A 16,559-nucleotide genomic window follows, 5' to 3' on the forward strand; every position below is an offset into this window, starting at 1 on the left:
CAAGGCATGAATGTCGCGGCAAACGAGACGGACGGGAAAAGGTTGCAGGCGGAGGCCCGGATGGTCGAGAAGGCGGTCCGGCGGATCGTCCGGGCCCACGATCTTCAATCACGGGCGCTTTCGAAGCAATGCGGGCTGACAGCGGCCCAACTCATCCTCATGAAGGGCATCATGGAGCTTGGGGAGGTAACCTCCGTGGCGCTTTCCATCTATGCTGACATCAGCCCGGCGACCGTGGTGACGATCCTTGATAATCTGGAGGAGCGCGGGCTGATCCAGCGATACCGGTCCGGTACCGACCGGAGGATCGTCCATACGAGACTCACGCCGGAGGGTTCCCGACTGGTATCCGAAGCGCCGGAGCCGATGGGAGATGTATTTCTGGAGAACTTCGCTGGCCTTCCCCCGCAGCAACGCCAGGCGCTGGCGCAGGCTGTCCTGCAATTGGCGGAGTTGATGTCTCCGGCCAGGTAGTGGCCCAATAATGATTGTAGATCGCACGGAGGCGACCGGCCTCCTATTGTTCATAAAACCTTATGTCCTAACTAGTCTTGCGAAGGCTGAAGGAGGCAGCAATGACGATCACAAGGGAAGAGATCAGGCAGGTCCTAGGCCCGGTCGAGGACGGTTTTGCGGCCGAGATCGTTGCAACCGGCGCAAGCTTCCAGGACCTGATGGAAGCATGGACCTGGCTCAACAGTGACGAGGCGCTGATCAACGAAGGGCATCATCTGCCAAGCCCTCGCGTAGCCGAGCTTGTCGCCATGCTGGAGCCGGAGCAGGACGAAGACCACGGTTGAGGTGGAGGCTGCCGCATCCGTCCCTCTGACGTGGCGCGCCAGAATCTTTGGCAACTGAGCGACGCCTACAGGTGACATAAGTTTGCTGCGGCTTGAACTTCGTCACCAAACCGTCGCATAAGGTGCAAGTTGCGCACTGTTGAAGCCGATCGGCACGACCAGGCTCAGCGCAACGTCACGACCGTAGTGTCCCGGAGCCTTGCATGATCCACTTAGGAGATAGCGCACCTGTTGCTTGGGGCAATAACTCGGCCGTGCATCGCCACCCGAATGACCCTTCTATGCTTGTAAAGGTCGTGCGACCTGAAGCGATCAGGCGTCAGAAGGACAGCTGGGGATTTCTCCGTGGTCGCCGTCGCCGCTTCTTTCATCTCAAGAATTTCATGCGGGTGCTGGAGGAGCAGGTGGCTTTCTATGCCGCCGAGGGCCATGCCTCGCAGCATCTGGAAGAGGTCATCGGCTTGGTCGATACCGACATCGGTCCCGGGCTTGCGGTTCGATGCGAGACCTTTCGGAGCGACATCGCGCCCACCGTCGCGAGCCTGATGAAGTCCCGCCGGCTGGACAGGAGCATATTGCTGCTGCTGGAGGAGTTCTTTGACTGGCTCGAGCGCAGTCCGATCATAGTCAACGAGCTTGGAATTAACAATCTCGTGCTTTCCGACCGTCTGACGGGGCGGTCCCGGATCGTTCTGATCGATGGTTATGGGGAAAACGCCGCAGTTCCATTGAAAAGCTGGTCGCAGTCACTTAATCGCTACGACAAGCGTCAGAAGGTTGACAAGCTCCGTGCGCGGTTGAACGCAGCGGCGCTGTCGTCCGACGGCGCTCTCGATCAATCACTGGCTGCGACTAGGTAGTCGCTTTGCTAGGCTTTGCGAAAATGCTGCGTTCAACCCATTCCGACGAGTCCTGATGTCCACCGCCGAAGACTTCCAGGCTATCATTTACGCGATCAACCTCGACCGCTCCCGCGAGCGCTGGGAAGAACTCTCTCGCGAGGCTGCTGATCTGGGCCTGGCTATCCATAGGGTCGCGGCAGTCGATGGCAGTTTGTTCGAAGCAGGAGATTGGGCGGACGTGAACCAAGCTGCCTTCATGCGCAATAACGGGCGCCATATGATCCCGGGCGAGTATGGGTGCTATCGCAGCCACATGAAGGCGCTCTCGACCTTTCTTGAGGCCGGGCTGCCACACGCAATCATCGTTGAAGACGACATCAGGCTTTCATCGGATCTGCCTGAGCGTGCGGCGGCGGCACTCGCTGCGGTTCCGGGAGCGGATGTGATCAAACTGTTCAATCACCGAATGGTCGGGTTCAGGAGCTATGCAACGACCGCTCATGGCGACCGGATCGGTCGTGCTATTCACGGTCCTATGGGGTCGGCGGCCTGCTACGCGGTCACGCGCCCCGGCGCGGCGAAACTGGTGGAGCGGATGAAGGTGATGGAGTACCCGTTCGACATTGCCCTCGAGCGGGGCTGGGCGATAGGCGCGGAAGTCTTGACCGTGGACGAGGATGTCGTCATCTCCAAGCGGTCGGCCAGCACCATCGCCAGCCGAAGCGGCTACAAAGAGAGAAAGTTCGTCTGGTGGAAGCGCCTCCCGACACATTGGCAGCGGGCGAAGGACTATCTCCAACGGATACTATATGCGCTCAAGGGGGTCTGAACTGATGCCGGCCGTTGCGGTCTCTCGGTCTGCTCCCTTTCTTATTCCCCTGTTGTGGGTGTTGATGGCGTCGGCGATGCTGGTGGAGAGCGACGCCTACCGCTATGCGACGTTGGCGCTCGTCGCCCTTTCCATGATCCGTTTTCGGGACTACGTTCGCCTCGTCTCGCGTGACTGGCTTGCCTGGTTCTGTTGGCTCTGGGCTGCCTACGCTGCTATCCGCTTCGTGATCGGCATGACGGTTTATGATGCGCGCGGCACCTCCGAATGGCTGTACATATTCCCGCTCTTCTTTCCGGCACTTGGGGTGACGCTGTACAAGACACGTCAGTACGTTTTTCCAGCCGTGATGGTTTTAATCGCCGCCGGAGTTGTAGGATTGCTGGCTAGCATCGACTGGGCCGCCCTGAGGAGCGGCGAGCGCGTATTCCCTCTTTTTCACAATAATCCCATCCATGCGGCGATCGGATGCGGTATGCTTCTGGTTACAAGCATTTGCTTGATGCTCTACGTCGTGGAAACGCGGCGCTATGACGGGTGGCGTCTCGGCGTGATCCTCGGAATGGGGTTCCTGACGGTGTTGTTGAGCGGGGTCGGGATTCTGGGCGCCCAGTCGAAAGGGGTATGGCTCGCCCTCGGCCCCGTGGCGGGCTTCATGTCCCTGGCGGTCCTCGCGTTCTACGGTAAACGTCTGGCATTGGCCGTCCTTGCAGTGCTGCTGGTCGCAATGATGGGCATCATCGTTGCGCAGGAGGATGCCAGACGCGTGGCTGGTCCGACAATAGAAGCCACCGGCGCGTTGTTCAGCTTTGGAATGGAACATGTCGATCCCCGAGACGCCATGCGCCGCGCCGTAGAGAATCCCGACACTCCCCAATCCATGCGGGACCGTCTGATGTTGTGGACCAACGCACTGGATACGGTAGAGTCATCTCCGTGGTTCGGCTGGGGGAATCTCTGGCAGGATCGATGGCGGCAGGGTACCTATCAAGATAACAACCACCAGTTGCTCCACAACGGCTATCTCGAGATCCTGGTGCGGCACGGCCTTCTTGGGGCATTGGTACTCGCTACCTTCATCCTGGTGTCCGCGTATAGGATATACGAAGCAAGGCGGCAGGGGGTCATTTCAGCCAGCCTGATGCTCTATCTCTACAGCCTGAGCCTGTTTTTCTTCATCACCATCGCAACGAACTCGAACAACCGCCTGGCGCTGGGCGAGAGCTACTTCCTGCTTGCGGGGGCTGCCGTCTTTGCGATCTCGCTCGCGATGAGGATCAGCCAGGCGAAGCCTGCCGATGTCGCGCAAGCTGATTAGTCGCGTTTCGCCGAACTCGTTGCCTGATTTTCGTCCTGTTCAACGCCCTGAACTCTCTGCTGAGCCTTAAGAGTCTCAGGATTGCTTCGCCACAGGTTGTGTCACATAGGCGATGACCGCATCCGAAATCATCCGTTTATGTCGATCATAGAGGGCGGGCTCCGATAGGTCCCGGTGAAAGATCGTGCCGAAGGTGTAGCGGTTGGACACGCGGAAGAAGCAGAAGGCGCTGATCAGCATGTGCAGGTCCACCGCATCGACATCGCGATGGAAGACGCCTTCTCTGCGCCCCCTCTCCAGGATTTCGCCGATCGTCCTGACGATCGAGAGGTTGAGTTCGCCGATCTCGGACGATCGCTTCATGTGGTTCGCGTGGTGGATATTCTCGATACTGACCAACCGGACGAAGTCGGGATTGTTCTCGTCATGGTCGAAGGTGCTGGCAACCAGGGTCCGCAGCGCCTCGACCGGAGGCATGTCGGCAAGTTCAAGATCGGCTTCGAGCGAGCGGATCTTGCGGTAGGCCTTTTCGAGCACCGCGAGGTAGAGACCCTCCTTGCTGCCGAAATAGTAGTAGATCATGCGTTTCGAGGTGCGGGTCTTTTCGGCGATCGCGTCGACGCGGCCGCCGGATAGGCCGTAGGCCGAAAACTCCTCCGTCGCGACGTTCAGGATGTCGTCCCGTGTTTTTTCCGGATCGTTCTTCCGGCTCTCTCGCTCAGCAGGCCTGCGCACGTCCACTTCCGTCACTTCCTCCGGGCATCCTCCGGCCCTCCGCGACGACTCATATTGGCCTTGTAGTCAGGTTTCAATGGAGGATCGATTGACACGAACTAGTTAGTACACTATGGCATTGACCAAGAACAGCGTTTTGGGAGGAGCGCCGTCGGCCCGGCTGATCCTAATCATCCATCGCCGCGGTGAATGCAGAAATGGCAGCCGTCGAGCATTCCTCATTTCGTGCCGGGCTTATCGGCAAGGGCATCCAGGCTTCCCTGACGCCTGCGATGCACATGGAAGAGGGCCGCGCGCAGGGCCTGGATTATCACTACGTTCTGCTCGATCTGGACCGGATCGATGGCGGCGACAAGCACCTGCCGAACCTCATCTTGGATGCGGAAGCGAAAGGCTTCGGTGGCCTGAACATTACCCACCCCTGCAAGCAGGATGTCATCCCCTTCCTTGATACCCTCTCCGATGAGGCCGTGGCGCTTGGCGCCGTCAACACGGTCGTCCTCCGCGATGGCCGGCGGCACGGGCACAACACCGACTGGTGGGGGTTCGCCGAGAGCTTCCGGCGAGGTCTGCCTGGAGCGAATCTCCGGTCGGTCGTGCAGTTGGGGGCCGGAGGTGCGGGCGCCGCAACGGCCTTTGCCATCCTTCGATCAGGTGCCGAGAGGCTGACGATCTTCGATCAGGATGCGGCCCGCTCCTCGGCTCTCGCCGAAAGCATGAAGCAGCATTTTCCAGACAGGGCAGTCGTAGCAGGCCGCGACCTCTCCCGGGAGATGGCATCGGCGACGGGCCTGATCCATGCAACGCCGACCGGCATGGCGAAGTATCCGGGCCTGCCGCTGCCGGCCGATCTGCTGGGCCCATCTTTGTGGGTGGCGGAAATCGTCTACTTCCCCTTGAGGACGGAGTTGCTGATCGAGGCGGAAAAGGTTGGATGCCGCATCCTGGATGGCGGCGGCATGGCAGTCTTTCAGGCAGTTGGCGCATTCAAACTCTTTACCGGCCTGGAACCGGATGCGGACCGCATGCTCCGACACTTCGCTGAGATGACGCGGGGGCCGCTCCAGCCCGTCCGCGCAGCGGGAGGCGGCCGATGAAGACATCGATCGCAACGGTATCGATCAGCGGTGAACTCCCGGAAAAGCTGGAGGCGATTGCCAAGGCAGGTTTTCACGGAGTCGAGATCTTCGAGAACGACTTTCTCGCCTTCGACGGCAGCCCACGCGATGTAGGCCGAATGGTCCGGGACGCCGGGCTGGAGATCACGCTTTTCCAGCCATTCCGCGATTTCGAGGGGATGCCCGAGCCGCACCGCACACGGACCTTCGACCGTGCCGAACGCAAGTTCGATGTCATGCAGGAACTGGGGACAGATCTCGTCCTGGTCTGCTCGAACGTCTCGCCGGTCTCGCTCGGTGGGATTGATCGCGCCGCAGCGGACTTCAGCGAACTGGGCGAAAGAGCAGCGAAGCGGGGTCTGCGGGTCGGTTATGAAGCCCTCGCATGGGGTCGCCATATCTCCGATCATCGTGACGCATGGGAAATCGTCCGCCGCGCCGATCATCCCAATGTCGGGCTTATCCTCGACAGTTTCCATTCACTGGCGCGCAAGATCGACATCGGTTCGATCCGATCTGTCCCGAAGGACAAGATCTTCATCGTTCAGCTCGCGGACGCGCCGCTCATCGACATGGACCTTCTCTACTGGAGTAGGCATTTCCGCAACATGCCGGGCGAGGGGGATTTGCCAGTCACCGACTTCGTCGCCGCAATCGCGGAAACCGGCTACGACGGCTATTTCTCGCTTGAGATCTTCAATGATCAGTTTCGTGGCGGCTCGCCCAAGGCGATCGCGGCCGATGGTCATCGATCGCTGATCTATCTCGGTGATCAGGTGCGGAGAAGATCGGGGGCGGCCACGCTTTCGGTTGCGCCGATGCCCGAGCGCGCCGTGGTGAAGGGCGTGGCTTTCGTCGAGTTCTCTGTCGGCGAGGCGGATGCCGGCCAGTTGATCGCGATGCTGCATGCGCTCGGTTTCCGCAAGACCGCCGTTCACAGGACGAAGAAGGTCAGCGTCTATCAGCAGGGACAGATCCGCATCCTCGTCAATCGAGAATCCGTCGGCTTTGCCAGCGCGGCCTATGCCGTTCACGGAACATCAGCCTATGCCATGGCCCTGGAAGTAGAGGATGCATCTGCAGCGTTGGCGCGCGCGGTAGCGTTGGGCGCGGAACCGTTTCACCAGCCGGTGGGACCCGGTGAACTGGAGATCCCGGCGATCCGCGGGGTCGGAGGCGGGTTGGTCTATCTGATCGATGGCACGAGCAGCCTAGGCAAAATATGGGAGGTGGACTTCGTCCCCACATCCGATGAGGGCCAGCCGTTCCCGGCGAACCTGATTGCCGTAGACCACGTGGCGCAGACAGTAGCCTATGAAGAGATGCTGACCTGGCTTCTCTTCTATACCTCCATCTTCGAGGCCGCCAAGTCGCCCATGGTGGACATCATCGATCCGGCGGGGGTGGTGCGGAGCCAGGTCGTTGAAAATCGCGACGGTTTCTTGCGGATCACGATGAACGGAGCCGAGAACCGGAGAACACTGGCGGGCCACTTCATAGCAGAGAAATTCGGCTCCGGTATCCAGCATCTTGCCTTCAGAAGCACCGATATCTTCAAGACCGCCGAGGCGTTGCGGGCAAACGGCTTCCATACCTTGCCGATCTCGCCAAACTACTACGACGACGTCGAAGCACGTTTCGGTCTTGAGCCGCAATTGACCGAGCGCATGAAGGCCGAGAACATCCTCTACGATCGGGATGAGCACGGGGAATATTTCCAGCTCTACAGTGGGACCTTCAGCGAAGGCTTTTTCTTCGAAATCGTCGAAAGGCGAGGCTATCGAGGTTATGGGGCACCGAACGCGATATTCCGTATAGCGGCGTTGAGGAAACAGATCCGGCCTGAAGGAGTGCCGGCGGCATGAGGTCTGAAAAAAAGGACCTACAGATAGTGTTCGGGACCGATCATTGACTAAACGAACTGTTCCGTACATTCTGCCTGAGGGCAGGCAGAACAGCCAGTAGTCTGGAGGAGATCATCTGCAGCCAGCAGATGAACAGGAAATATAACAGGAGGAGAAAACATGATGCTCAATATAACTCGTCGCCATCTGTTTGGCGCAACCATGCTGGCCGCCGCAGTGCTCGCCATTCCGGCGCTGGCTCAGGACAAGCCGGTTCTCAAGTTTTCGGCTGTCTTCTCAGAGCAGGATATCCGCGCCGAGATGACCAAGAAGCTTGCCGAAGGGATCAGCGCTGACTTCAAGTTGGAGCCCTATTACGGCGGCAACCTCTTCAAGCAAGGCACCGAACTCGTCGCCATCCAGCGCGGCAACCTGCAGATGGGCAATATCGCGCCCCAGGACATTTCCAAGCAGATCCCGGAGTGGTCGGTTCTGACGTCCGCTTACCTTTTCCGTGACGCTGCGCATCTGTCGGCCTTCTTCAACAGCGAAACAGGTGCCGAGTTCAAGAAGATGGCCGAGGACAAGCTCGGTATCCACATTCTCGGCCCGACATATTTCGGCGCGCGCCAGGTGGGCCTGAAGCCTGAGAAGAAGATCAACACGCCGGAAGACATGGCAGGCATCAAGCTGCGCATGCCGGGTGGGGACGCCTGGCAGTTCCTCGGCGAGGCCCTAGGCGCCAACCCGGTTCCTGTTGCCTATGCAGAAGTCTATACCGCACTGCAGACAGGTGCGATCGATGGTCAGGACAACCCGCTCCCGAACGTGAAGAACATGAAGTTCTATGAGGTCATGTCGCAGATCGTGCTGACCTCGCACCTGATCGGTTACGACCTGCTGGTCATTTCCAACGAAGTTTGGGACAAGATGACGCCTGAGCAGCAGCAGTCCTTCCAGGCGGCGGCCGACGAAGCCATGAAATGGAGCGAGGAACAGCACGTCGCCCAGGAAAAGGCGCTGCTGGAAGAGTTCAAGGCTGCCGGCCTTGAGATCTACGAACCAGATCAGGAGGCATTCCGCAAGTTCGCGCAAGAGAAGTATCTCGCTTCCGACCTGGCAAAGTCCTGGCCCGATGGCGTCCTGGAAAAAGTTGCCGGGATGTAAGGTCGAGCTGAAGCTCAAGGTGTAACAATCAGGGAGGCGGGCCGCTCGGGCGGTGCGCCTCCTCCTGGGAGGAAGAATGCGATGAATTCGAGTCTGCCGGCCATCGGCGGGTGGTTGAGACGGCGCGCGGAAAACATACTGTGCCTGATGCTGCTGACGATGTTCGTCGTCTTCATCCTGCAGATCATCTTCCGGTATGTGCTCAATCTCTCCATCGGCTGGACCCACGAGGTCAGTGTGGCGCTCTGGATCTGGATCGTTCTCTTCGGATCCGCCTTCGTGGTTCGTGAGGTCGACGAAATCCGCTTCGACCTGATCTGGGGTGGTGCCAGCGACCAGTCACGACGCATCATGCAGATCATCTGTGCAGCGGCACTGATCTTCCTCTTTGGCATTTCGCTTCCGGCCATCGTCGACTACGTGACCTTCATGAAGGTGGAGAGCACCGCCTATCTCAAGATCCGCTTCGACTATCTCTATTCCATCTATGTCGTCTTCGCGATCGCGATGATCGTCCGCTATATGTGGCTGGGCTTCCGCGCTGTACGCGGTACCGCACCGGATGCCTTCGATCCGACCAAGGCGGGCTCAGGCGTATGAGCTTCGCTAGTCCCTTCTCGGTCACCCTCTTCGTGATCACGGCGCTTGCCTTCATGGGGCTGCCGATCGGCCTCTCGATGATCAGCGGATCGATCCTCTATCTCTGGCTTGCCGACGCGGATATGGGGATCGCCGCCGAGCAGTTCCTGAATGGCATGTATTCGAACTACGTCATTCTCGCCGTGCCGCTCTTCATCCTGGCGGCGGAGTTCATGAACGTTGGCTCCATGACCGAGCGGCTCCTGAACTTCTGCAACGTATTGGTCGGGCGGTTCCGGGGCGGTCTTGCCCAGGTTAACATCGTCCAGAGCATCATCTTTGCCGGCATGTCCGGTTCGGCGATCGCCGACGCCGCGGGCAGCGGCAAGATGATGCAGAACATGATGACACGCGAGGGCCGCTATACCCCCAGCTTCGCGGCCGCCCTGACGGCGGTGACTGCCGTGGTCGGTCCGATCATCCCTCCGTCCATCCCGATGATCATCTACTCGCTCGTGTCGGATGCCTCGATCGGTTACCTGTTCCTTGCAGGCATGGTGCCGGGGCTCCTCATGTCCGGGCTGCAGATGATGCAGGTATCAATCACCGCCCGGCGCCGGAATTTTCCGGTCGAGGAGCCGGTCCCGCTTCGCGAAATTCCGCGCATAACAATCCGCGCCTTCCCGGCATTGATGATGCCCGTCGTGCTGCTCGGCTGCATCTATTCCGGCATCACCACGCCAACAGAGGCGGCCGCGATTGCCGCGGCCTACGCATTGCTGATTTCAGTCGTGCTCTACCGGAGCATCAGCCTGCGCGACTTCTACGGCTCGCTTGCGACGAGCGCCAAATCGACGGCATCGATCGGGATGTTGATCGCGGGTGCGCTCGTCTTCAACTACGTCGTCACGATCGAGAACATTCCCGACAGTATACGGGTGATGCTGACCGGTTGGGATCTCAGCCCCACGGGTTTCCTGATCCTGGTCAATGTGATCCTCCTGATCCTCGGCTGCCTTCTTGAGGGTACCGCGATCCTGCTGATCATCGTGCCGGTCTTCATTCCGACCGCTCAGGCGCTCGGCATCGACCTCGTCCATTTCGGCGTCGTCGTCGTCGTCAACATCATGCTCGGACTGGTGACACCGCCCTATGGGCTGCTGCTTTTCATCGTCGCGAAGATCTCCGGTGCACCGATCAAGGACATCATCCTGGATGCGGCTCCCTTCCTCTTCTGGATGGTCGTTTCGCTCGTATTCATCACCTTCGTCCCCGACAGCGTTCTCTGGCTGCCGCGGCTGCTGGGCTATCAAGGCTGAGGTATCATCATGAAGCCGATCTACATCCTGAACGGCCCGAACCTGAACCGGTTGGGAAAGCGGGAGCCGGAGATCTACGGCACCACGACCTTGGCAGAAGTCGAGGCCATGTGCCGCGAGGCGGCGGGTGACCGTCCGGTTGAGTTCCGCCAGACCAATAGCGAAGAGCGGCTGATCGAATGGGTGCATGAGGCGATCGACGAGGGGGATGGCATCGTCATCAATCCTGCAGCCTTCACCTTCACCTCCCTCGCGCTCCTCGACGCGCTGAAGATGTTCAAGGGACCCATCATCGAGTTCCACATCAGCAACGTCCATCGCCGGGAGTCGATCTACCACCGCTCCTATGTCTCGATGACGGCGACCACGGTCATGGCCGGGCTGGGGGCGGAAGGGTATTCCGTCGCCGTTCGTGCCCTGGAAACGTTGATCGCTAAGAAGGCACGATAAGCACGGCACTCGAGCCCCGCCCAACCCCAACAATGCATCACGTCGGAAAGATCCGGCGCCGCCGCGCAAGCTGCGTTCTGGCCACGATGTGAATCATCGACGACCATTCTTTGCTTTGTGATAAAGGGCTGAAGTTGGAGATGATCCGTGGGCAGGTGCTCCACGGCGCTGGAGAGCAGTTCGATGTCTGGGTATTCGGCGGCCGAGAAGCTGAAGATCGCGCTTCTGGCGGTGGCCCTCGGTGGCCTCTTTGGCGGCCTCCTGCTGGCTTACGGGATTGGCAGACCGGAGCTCACCTCCACCGTATGGGCCCTGGGCGTCGGCCCCGTCCTCGCCGCGCTCCTGATCGAGATCCTGCACAGCCTGCGCCGGGGCGAGGTCGGGCTCGATATCGTGGCGGCGCTTTCCATGTCGGCCGCGCTCCTTTTTGGCGAAACTCTCGCAGCCGCCGTTGTTGCGGTCATGTATTCCGGTGGTACCTTTCTTGAAAGCTTCGCCGAAGGCCGTGCGCGTCGCGAGATGCGCGACCTGCTCGCGCGCGTGCCTAGGACGGCCACGCGGCACATCAATGGCGCACTGGAAGACGTGCCGCTCGATGCCGTCGCACCCGGCGACCGGCTGCTGATCCGGCAGGGGGACGTCGTCCCGGTCGATGGTACCGTCGGATCCTCCGTTGCCTTTCTGGACACCTCTGCACTGACGGGAGAATCACTGCCGGTCCGGGTGCAGGAGGGCGGCGAGGCAATGAGCGGTTCCACCAATGCTGGCGAGGCATTCGACCTCCTTGCGACCCGACCGGCAAGCGACAGTACCTATGCCGGCATCGTCCGTCTCGTCGAACAGGCTCAGGCTTCGAAGGCGCCAATGTCGCGGCTCGCCGACAGATGGTCGCTTGCCTTCCTGCTCGTCACTGTCGCAATCGCCTTCTCGGCGTGGTGGGTAACGGGGGACCCCATCCGCGCTGTTGCCGTATTGGTGGTGGCAACGCCGTGCCCGCTGATCCTGGCTGTGCCCGTGGCGTTGGTGGCTGGCCTTTCCCGCGCCGCTCACCACGGAGTGCTGATCAAGGGTGCCGGACCCCTTGAAGCGATGGCGCGCGCGCGCACGCTGATTCTCGACAAGACGGGGACGCTGACCGATGGGCGGCCGAAGATCGTATCGGCCAGCACATATGGCGGCATGGCAACGGAAGACGTGCTGAGGCTGGCGGCGGCGCTCGAACAGGCAACCAAGCATCCGGTTGCCCAGGCGATCGTCCAGGAGGCGCGCGAACGAGGGCTGGCACTGCCAGTTCCGACGGAGGTGGCCGAGACCCCGGGGGAGGGGCTTGTCGGTCGCGTCGACAACCGCTCCGTGGTCGTGGGCGGTCATCGCTTCGTATCCCAACACCTCGGTCGAACGGCGATGGGGCATCCAGCGCTCGGTGCTGGATCGGTCCTTGTTGCTGTCGGCATCGACGGTGGTTTCGCGGGCCATTTCGTCTTGGCTGACCTTCTGCGCGATGACAGCCTCGGAATGCTTTCTGGCCTGCGTCGGCAGGGGATCGAGCGCATCCTGCTCGCAACGGGAGACCGCCGTGACGTCGCCAAGCGCATAACAGAGGGACTTGGCCTCGATGGCATCAGAGCCGACCTCAGCCCCAACGAGAAAGTGCTGCTGGTGCTCACCGAGCGGAAGCATGGTCCCGTGATGATGGTCGGAGATGGCGTCAATGATGCACCCGCCTTGGCTGCGGCTGATATCGGCGTCGCCATGGGCGCACGTGGCGCGGCCGCGTCGGCAGAGGCCGCGGACGTCGTCCTGCTTGTCGACAGCGTGGACCGGCTGCGGGCAGGCGTGGAAATTGCCCGTGGTGCGCGACGAATTGCCCTGCAAAGCGTGGTGGTCGGGATCGGGCTCTCCGTCATCGGCATGATCGCGGCAGCCCTTGGCTACCTCTCCCCCGTCCAGGGTGCCTTGATTCAGGAGGCAATCGACGTGGCAGTCATTCTCAACGCGTTGCGCGCCCTCCGCATCGAGCCGGCCCCGGCCGAGCTCGACCATCAGAGTTTGCGCAGCAGCAAAGACGGCATGGGAAGGTTCGGGTAGCCCAATTGCGGCCGGACATCATGTTCGGCAGTTCGGCATGAGGCCGGCGTCGTTCGGAGCCTCCTCATGCGTTTTTCTGATGTATCCCTCACAAAACGAATTCTGGTCTGCGCGGCTCTGCCGGCGGTTGTGGCAGTCTGGCTCGCCTACGGCCGTATCGCCGACGGGATCGTTTCCTATCGCGAGGCCACACATGTCGTATCGGTGAGTGTCGACCTGGCCGCCCTCGCGGACGTGATCCATGCGGTACAGAGAGAGCGAGGCCAAACTGCCGGCGCCCTTGCAGCCAGCGATCAGGCGCAGTTCGACCGCCTCGACGAAGCCCGCCAATCGACTGATCGTTTAGCCAGGCGGCTGGAGGAACTGTCGTCAGACACGGCATCCGTGCCACCCGGTTCATCGTCCGCGTCGCTGGATGGCCTTCGGGAACTGCGGCAGCGGGTCGATCTCCGGGAGCTTTCAGCCGCCACCGCGACCCTGCGCTACAGCGATGTCGTCGCTGGCTTGCTTGCATTGTCGAAGACCCTCGGAGACCAAGGCTCCGATAGCCCGATCGCCGATGAAATTGCAGCCTACAACCTCTTCTCTCAGGTGAAGGAACTGGCGGGCCAGGAAAGGGCAACCGGCAATGGCGTGATCACGGCAGGGGTCGTCGATAAGTCAGCCTTGACGCGATTGTCGGTCCTTCATGGGTCGCAGGCAGCGCTGCTGGAGGAGTTCGCAGCACGTATGCCTGCCTTCGCGGATGCTGCAAGGTCGATCGGAGTTGCAGGCGAGGGACCGCTTGCGGCCATGCGATCGCGCCTGCTGCTCGCCGGCGCAGAGGGCGATGTGTCCGGACTCGATGCCGCAACCTGGTATCGCCTCACCACAGAACGGATCGACACGATGCGTGCCCTTGAGCAACGTCTTCTCGAGCAGGTCAGAGAAGACGCAGCCGGAGCAGCGGCGGGCGAAGAACGCGCACTGGTCGTCCTGGGCGTGTCGCTGGCTGGCGCGCTTGCTGGTTCCTTGTTGCTTTCGCTTGCGATCGGCCTAGGCGTGGTGCGGCCGATCAAGCGCCTCACCGCAGCCATAGAACAGCTCGCCGAAGGTGACGCCACGGTCAGCGTCGGCGACACCTCCGCCAGGGACGAGGTCGGCGCCATGTCGCGGGCAGTTGCTCGTGCGCTCGAGGAGGCGCGGCGGCAGGCCGAGCACCAGAGGCAGGAAGAGATGGCCCGCGACGCTGACGCGCGGCGCATCGCCCAAGCGGCCGAGCGCGAGCGCGCGGTACGTAGCCAGGCGGTCGAATATGCTCTCGACCAGCGTGTAACGGGTCTGGACGCGCTTTCGGCCGGTGACTTGCGCTACCGGATTGATGCAGTCCTGGATGCCGACTTCGACGGGCTCCGCCTTGTCTTCAACCGATCCGTCGAGACCCTGGAGCAGCTGGTTGCCACTGCTGGCGGCAATGCCAGTGTCATCGATGCGGGGTGTGCCGATCTGCGCGGTGCCGCTGACGAGCTTGCCCGCCGGACGGCGGGCCAGGCGGCCGCGCTTGAAGAGGCCGCAGCGGCACTGGAGCAAGTGGCGAGCGCAGTCAAAATGTCCTCGGGTGCGGCAGACGACGCGCAGAAGTCATCCACCCGAGCAAGCGACGACACATCCCAGGCGACGATCATCGTGAGCCAGACAGTCGAGGCGATGCAGGACATTGCTCACTCGTCCTCGCGGATCGGTCACATCATCAACGTCATCGATGAAATTGCCTTCCAGACCAACCTGCTGGCGCTCAATGCCGGCGTCGAGGCGGCGCGGGCCGGTGAGGCAGGGAAGGGCTTCGCCGTCGTCGCTCAAGAGGTCCGCGAACTGGCACAACGCTCGGCCTCGGCTGCCAGGGAGATCAAGTCTCTGGTGGAGCAGGCATCCAAAGACGTCTCCAACGGTGTCTCGCTGGTCGATCGTACTGGCGAGGCTCTCCGCGGGATCGAGCAGCAGGTGAGAACGGTCAACGGGCAGATGCTCGCGATAGCGCAATCCGCAAAGGAACAGTCGGTGGCGCTGGCGGAGATCAGCGGTTCGATCGCGCATCTGGACCAGATCACTCAGCAGAACGCCAGCATGGTGGAAGAGACCAACGCAGCATCGGTAACGCTGGCGGTTGAAGCGTCAAAGCTGCGGGACCAGTTGGCCGCTTTCCGGACAAGGGAGCAACAGTCGGCCGAGGTGCAAACTTGTCCAGCCGCTGCCTAAAGGAAGTGCCTTCGGAAGCGCCTACCTCCGAGGGACCTGCATGCTAGTACGGTTGACACGACCATCGGCAGGATCTTCGTCCGGAACTGCCGGGGTCACCGAAGAGCACTAGAGGATGGAAACGCGATCGCGGCCTGTCCGTTTCGAGTGATACAGTCCTTCATCGGCGCGCCTCAGAATATCATCGGTCGACTTGTCCGAGAACCGGAAGTCGCTGACACCGCCGCTGATCGTCGACTCATGGCGCAGGCAATCCCGGAGCGCAGCTGGAACGTGCTTGCGAAGCCGCTCCGCAATCTCCAGCGCGTTGCCGCTCTCGGTTCCTGGCATGACGATCACGAACTCGTCCCCGCCGAAGCGTGCGATCACGTCGCTCTGGCGCAGATGCTGACGACAGAGCCGCGCAATCTCTATGAGCGCTGCGTCGCCCATGTGGTGCCCCATCTCGTCATTGATGCGTTTGAAGTTGTCGAGATCAAAGACCAGAAGCGACGTCTGGGATTTTTCGCTTTCGAAGGCCGCCAGCCGATCATCGAGGGTCGCGATGAGCTTCCGCCGGTTGTAAAGGCCGGTCAGGGCATCCGTTTCGCTCAGCTGACGCAGTTTTTGCTGCGTCTCGTTCTTCTCGGTGATGTTGCTCGCTACCCAGACGACGGCGGGCTCACCATCAACAGGAAATTCGAGTGACTGGACGCGACCTTCGAACCATATCGCGTGCGCGGGGCCGTCGCCGGCTCCCTTCACGTCACTGCCGCTGAGTTGGTACTCGACAATATGGAGAACGCCGCTCGACAGCGCCTTTTCGATTTCTGCAGCGAACCACTGAGCCTTTTCCTGTTTCAGCACCTCGAACATGCTGCGCCCGACGAGGCCGCTGCCGTCATGATAGTGCCTGATGTCCTTGCCTCCGAAGATCGCCGCGTAGCGACCGCTGCGGGTGAGGATGAAGGCGGGATCGGGAAGGGAGGATAGTATCGAGATCAATTGCTGATGCGTGAACAAGGAAGACCTACCGGACGCTCCGAGAAAGACCGATGACCACCGTCGAGCGACGCCTTGCGCTTGCATCCGACTTGGTCAGCGGCGGGAAGCCAATAGTTGTCATACAAGTGCTGCCATTCTCTAAATGCCCGCTCGCTGGTGCCGGCTGGCCGCCACGTTCGTTTCCATTCCGCCAGAGATGGTCGTGGGCTTCCTCATCAGAGACAAATTCCTCGCCAATGACCAATCCGGCT

The 16,559-nt window shown here is 61.0% G+C and carries 15 protein-coding genes; 13 read left to right on the plus strand and 2 right to left on the minus strand.

Annotation, left to right across the window (positions count from 1 at the left end):
• The first annotated feature begins 6 nt into the window (after nt 1-6).
• From NT26_RS01480 to NT26_RS01500, 5 genes are all read left to right on the plus strand, one after another.
• Nucleotides 7-474, plus strand: coding sequence for a MarR family winged helix-turn-helix transcriptional regulator (locus NT26_RS01480; protein WP_052637032.1), 468 nt, complete (start codon nt 7-9; stop codon nt 472-474).
• A gap of 101 nt (nt 475-575) precedes the next feature.
• Nucleotides 576-800 (plus strand): hypothetical protein, encoded by a 225-nt coding sequence (locus tag NT26_RS01485; protein WP_052637033.1) that lies wholly within the window; start codon nt 576-578, stop codon nt 798-800.
• Between the two features lie 203 nt (nt 801-1,003).
• The gene (locus NT26_RS01490; RefSeq protein ID WP_082077597.1) at nt 1,004-1,660 is read left to right on the plus strand and encodes a YrbL family protein; all 657 of its coding nucleotides are present in this window, start codon (nt 1,004-1,006) and stop codon (nt 1,658-1,660) included.
• A 55-nt stretch (nt 1,661-1,715) separates the two neighbouring features.
• Complete coding sequence (locus NT26_RS01495; RefSeq protein ID WP_052637035.1) at nt 1,716-2,471, plus strand: glycosyltransferase family 25 protein; 756 nt, start codon at nt 1,716-1,718, stop codon at nt 2,469-2,471.
• Between the two features lie 4 nt (nt 2,472-2,475).
• Nucleotides 2,476-3,789 carry an O-antigen ligase family protein gene (locus tag NT26_RS01500; RefSeq protein WP_065814565.1) on the plus strand — a complete coding sequence of 438 codons (1,314 nt, stop codon included), beginning with the start codon at nt 2,476-2,478 and terminating at the stop codon, nt 3,787-3,789.
• A 75-nt stretch (nt 3,790-3,864) separates the two neighbouring features.
• On the opposite strand, the gene NT26_RS01505 is transcribed toward NT26_RS01500, so the two are convergent.
• Nucleotides 3,865-4,524 carry a TetR/AcrR family transcriptional regulator gene (locus NT26_RS01505; protein ID WP_052641677.1) on the minus strand — a complete coding sequence of 220 codons (660 nt, stop codon included), beginning with the start codon at nt 4,522-4,524 and terminating at the stop codon, nt 3,865-3,867.
• A gap of 197 nt (nt 4,525-4,721) precedes the next feature.
• Between NT26_RS01505 and NT26_RS01510 the strand changes: the two genes are divergently transcribed.
• The 8 genes from NT26_RS01510 to NT26_RS01545 all read left to right on the plus strand — a co-directional run bounded on the left by NT26_RS01510 (nt 4,722) and on the right by NT26_RS01545 (nt 15,324).
• On the plus strand, nt 4,722-5,621 hold the full coding sequence (locus NT26_RS01510) for a shikimate dehydrogenase (RefSeq protein ID WP_052637037.1): 900 nt from the start codon (nt 4,722-4,724) through the stop codon (nt 5,619-5,621).
• Nucleotides 5,618-7,507, plus strand: a complete 1,890-nt coding sequence (locus NT26_RS01515) for a bifunctional sugar phosphate isomerase/epimerase/4-hydroxyphenylpyruvate dioxygenase family protein (RefSeq protein ID WP_052637038.1) — start codon at nt 5,618-5,620, stop codon at nt 7,505-7,507. Before NT26_RS01510 ends, NT26_RS01515 begins: the two co-directional genes overlap by 4 nt.
• 159 nt (nt 7,508-7,666) lie before the next feature.
• Entirely contained in the window at nt 7,667-8,653 is a 987-nt protein-coding gene (gene dctP / locus NT26_RS01520) for a TRAP transporter substrate-binding protein DctP (RefSeq protein ID WP_052637039.1), read from the plus strand.
• Between the two features lie 81 nt (nt 8,654-8,734).
• Complete coding sequence (locus NT26_RS01525; protein WP_052637040.1) at nt 8,735-9,253, plus strand: TRAP transporter small permease; 519 nt, start codon at nt 8,735-8,737, stop codon at nt 9,251-9,253.
• Nucleotides 9,250-10,551, plus strand: a complete 1,302-nt coding sequence (locus NT26_RS01530) for a TRAP transporter large permease (RefSeq protein WP_052637041.1) — start codon at nt 9,250-9,252, stop codon at nt 10,549-10,551. Before NT26_RS01525 ends, NT26_RS01530 begins: the two co-directional genes overlap by 4 nt.
• A gap of 9 nt (nt 10,552-10,560) precedes the next feature.
• Nucleotides 10,561-11,001, plus strand: coding sequence for a type II 3-dehydroquinate dehydratase (locus NT26_RS01535; RefSeq protein WP_052637042.1), 441 nt, complete (start codon nt 10,561-10,563; stop codon nt 10,999-11,001).
• 183 nt (nt 11,002-11,184) lie between these two features.
• Nucleotides 11,185-13,089, plus strand: a complete 1,905-nt coding sequence (locus NT26_RS01540; protein ID WP_052637043.1) for a heavy metal translocating P-type ATPase — start codon at nt 11,185-11,187, stop codon at nt 13,087-13,089.
• A gap of 66 nt (nt 13,090-13,155) precedes the next feature.
• Nucleotides 13,156-15,324, plus strand: coding sequence for a methyl-accepting chemotaxis protein (locus NT26_RS01545; protein WP_052637044.1), 2,169 nt, complete (start codon nt 13,156-13,158; stop codon nt 15,322-15,324).
• Between the two features lie 108 nt (nt 15,325-15,432).
• Here the strand turns inward: NT26_RS01545 and NT26_RS01550 are convergent, their stop codons facing one another.
• Nucleotides 15,433-16,326 carry a sensor domain-containing diguanylate cyclase gene (locus NT26_RS01550; protein WP_052637045.1) on the minus strand — a complete coding sequence of 298 codons (894 nt, stop codon included), beginning with the start codon at nt 16,324-16,326 and terminating at the stop codon, nt 15,433-15,435.
• Nucleotides 16,327-16,559: the final 233 nt, after the last annotated feature.

It is taken from the genome of Pseudorhizobium banfieldiae (assembly GCF_000967425.1).
Taxonomy (GTDB): domain Bacteria; phylum Pseudomonadota; class Alphaproteobacteria; order Rhizobiales; family Rhizobiaceae; genus Neorhizobium; species Neorhizobium banfieldiae.

Excerpts from the sequence above, each read along its gene's own strand:
- NT26_RS01480 (WP_052637032.1), top strand. The coding sequence starts at position 7 with ATGAATGTCGCGGCAAACGAGACGGACGGGAAAAGGTTGCAGGCGGAG.
- NT26_RS01485 (WP_052637033.1), top strand. The coding sequence starts at position 576 with ATGACGATCACAAGGGAAGAGATCAGGCAGGTCCTAGGCCCGGTCGAG.
- NT26_RS01490 (WP_082077597.1), top strand. The coding sequence starts at position 1,004 with ATGATCCACTTAGGAGATAGCGCACCTGTTGCTTGGGGCAATAACTCG.
- NT26_RS01495 (WP_052637035.1), top strand. The coding sequence starts at position 1,716 with ATGTCCACCGCCGAAGACTTCCAGGCTATCATTTACGCGATCAACCTC.
- NT26_RS01500 (WP_065814565.1), top strand. The coding sequence starts at position 2,476 with ATGCCGGCCGTTGCGGTCTCTCGGTCTGCTCCCTTTCTTATTCCCCTG.
- NT26_RS01510 (WP_052637037.1), top strand. The coding sequence starts at position 4,722 with ATGGCAGCCGTCGAGCATTCCTCATTTCGTGCCGGGCTTATCGGCAAG.
- NT26_RS01515 (WP_052637038.1), top strand. The coding sequence starts at position 5,618 with ATGAAGACATCGATCGCAACGGTATCGATCAGCGGTGAACTCCCGGAA.
- dctP (WP_052637039.1), top strand. The coding sequence starts at position 7,667 with ATGATGCTCAATATAACTCGTCGCCATCTGTTTGGCGCAACCATGCTG.
- NT26_RS01525 (WP_052637040.1), top strand. The coding sequence starts at position 8,735 with ATGAATTCGAGTCTGCCGGCCATCGGCGGGTGGTTGAGACGGCGCGCG.
- NT26_RS01530 (WP_052637041.1), top strand. The coding sequence starts at position 9,250 with ATGAGCTTCGCTAGTCCCTTCTCGGTCACCCTCTTCGTGATCACGGCG.
- NT26_RS01535 (WP_052637042.1), top strand. The coding sequence starts at position 10,561 with ATGAAGCCGATCTACATCCTGAACGGCCCGAACCTGAACCGGTTGGGA.
- NT26_RS01540 (WP_052637043.1), top strand. The coding sequence starts at position 11,185 with ATGTCTGGGTATTCGGCGGCCGAGAAGCTGAAGATCGCGCTTCTGGCG.
- NT26_RS01545 (WP_052637044.1), top strand. The coding sequence starts at position 13,156 with ATGCGTTTTTCTGATGTATCCCTCACAAAACGAATTCTGGTCTGCGCG.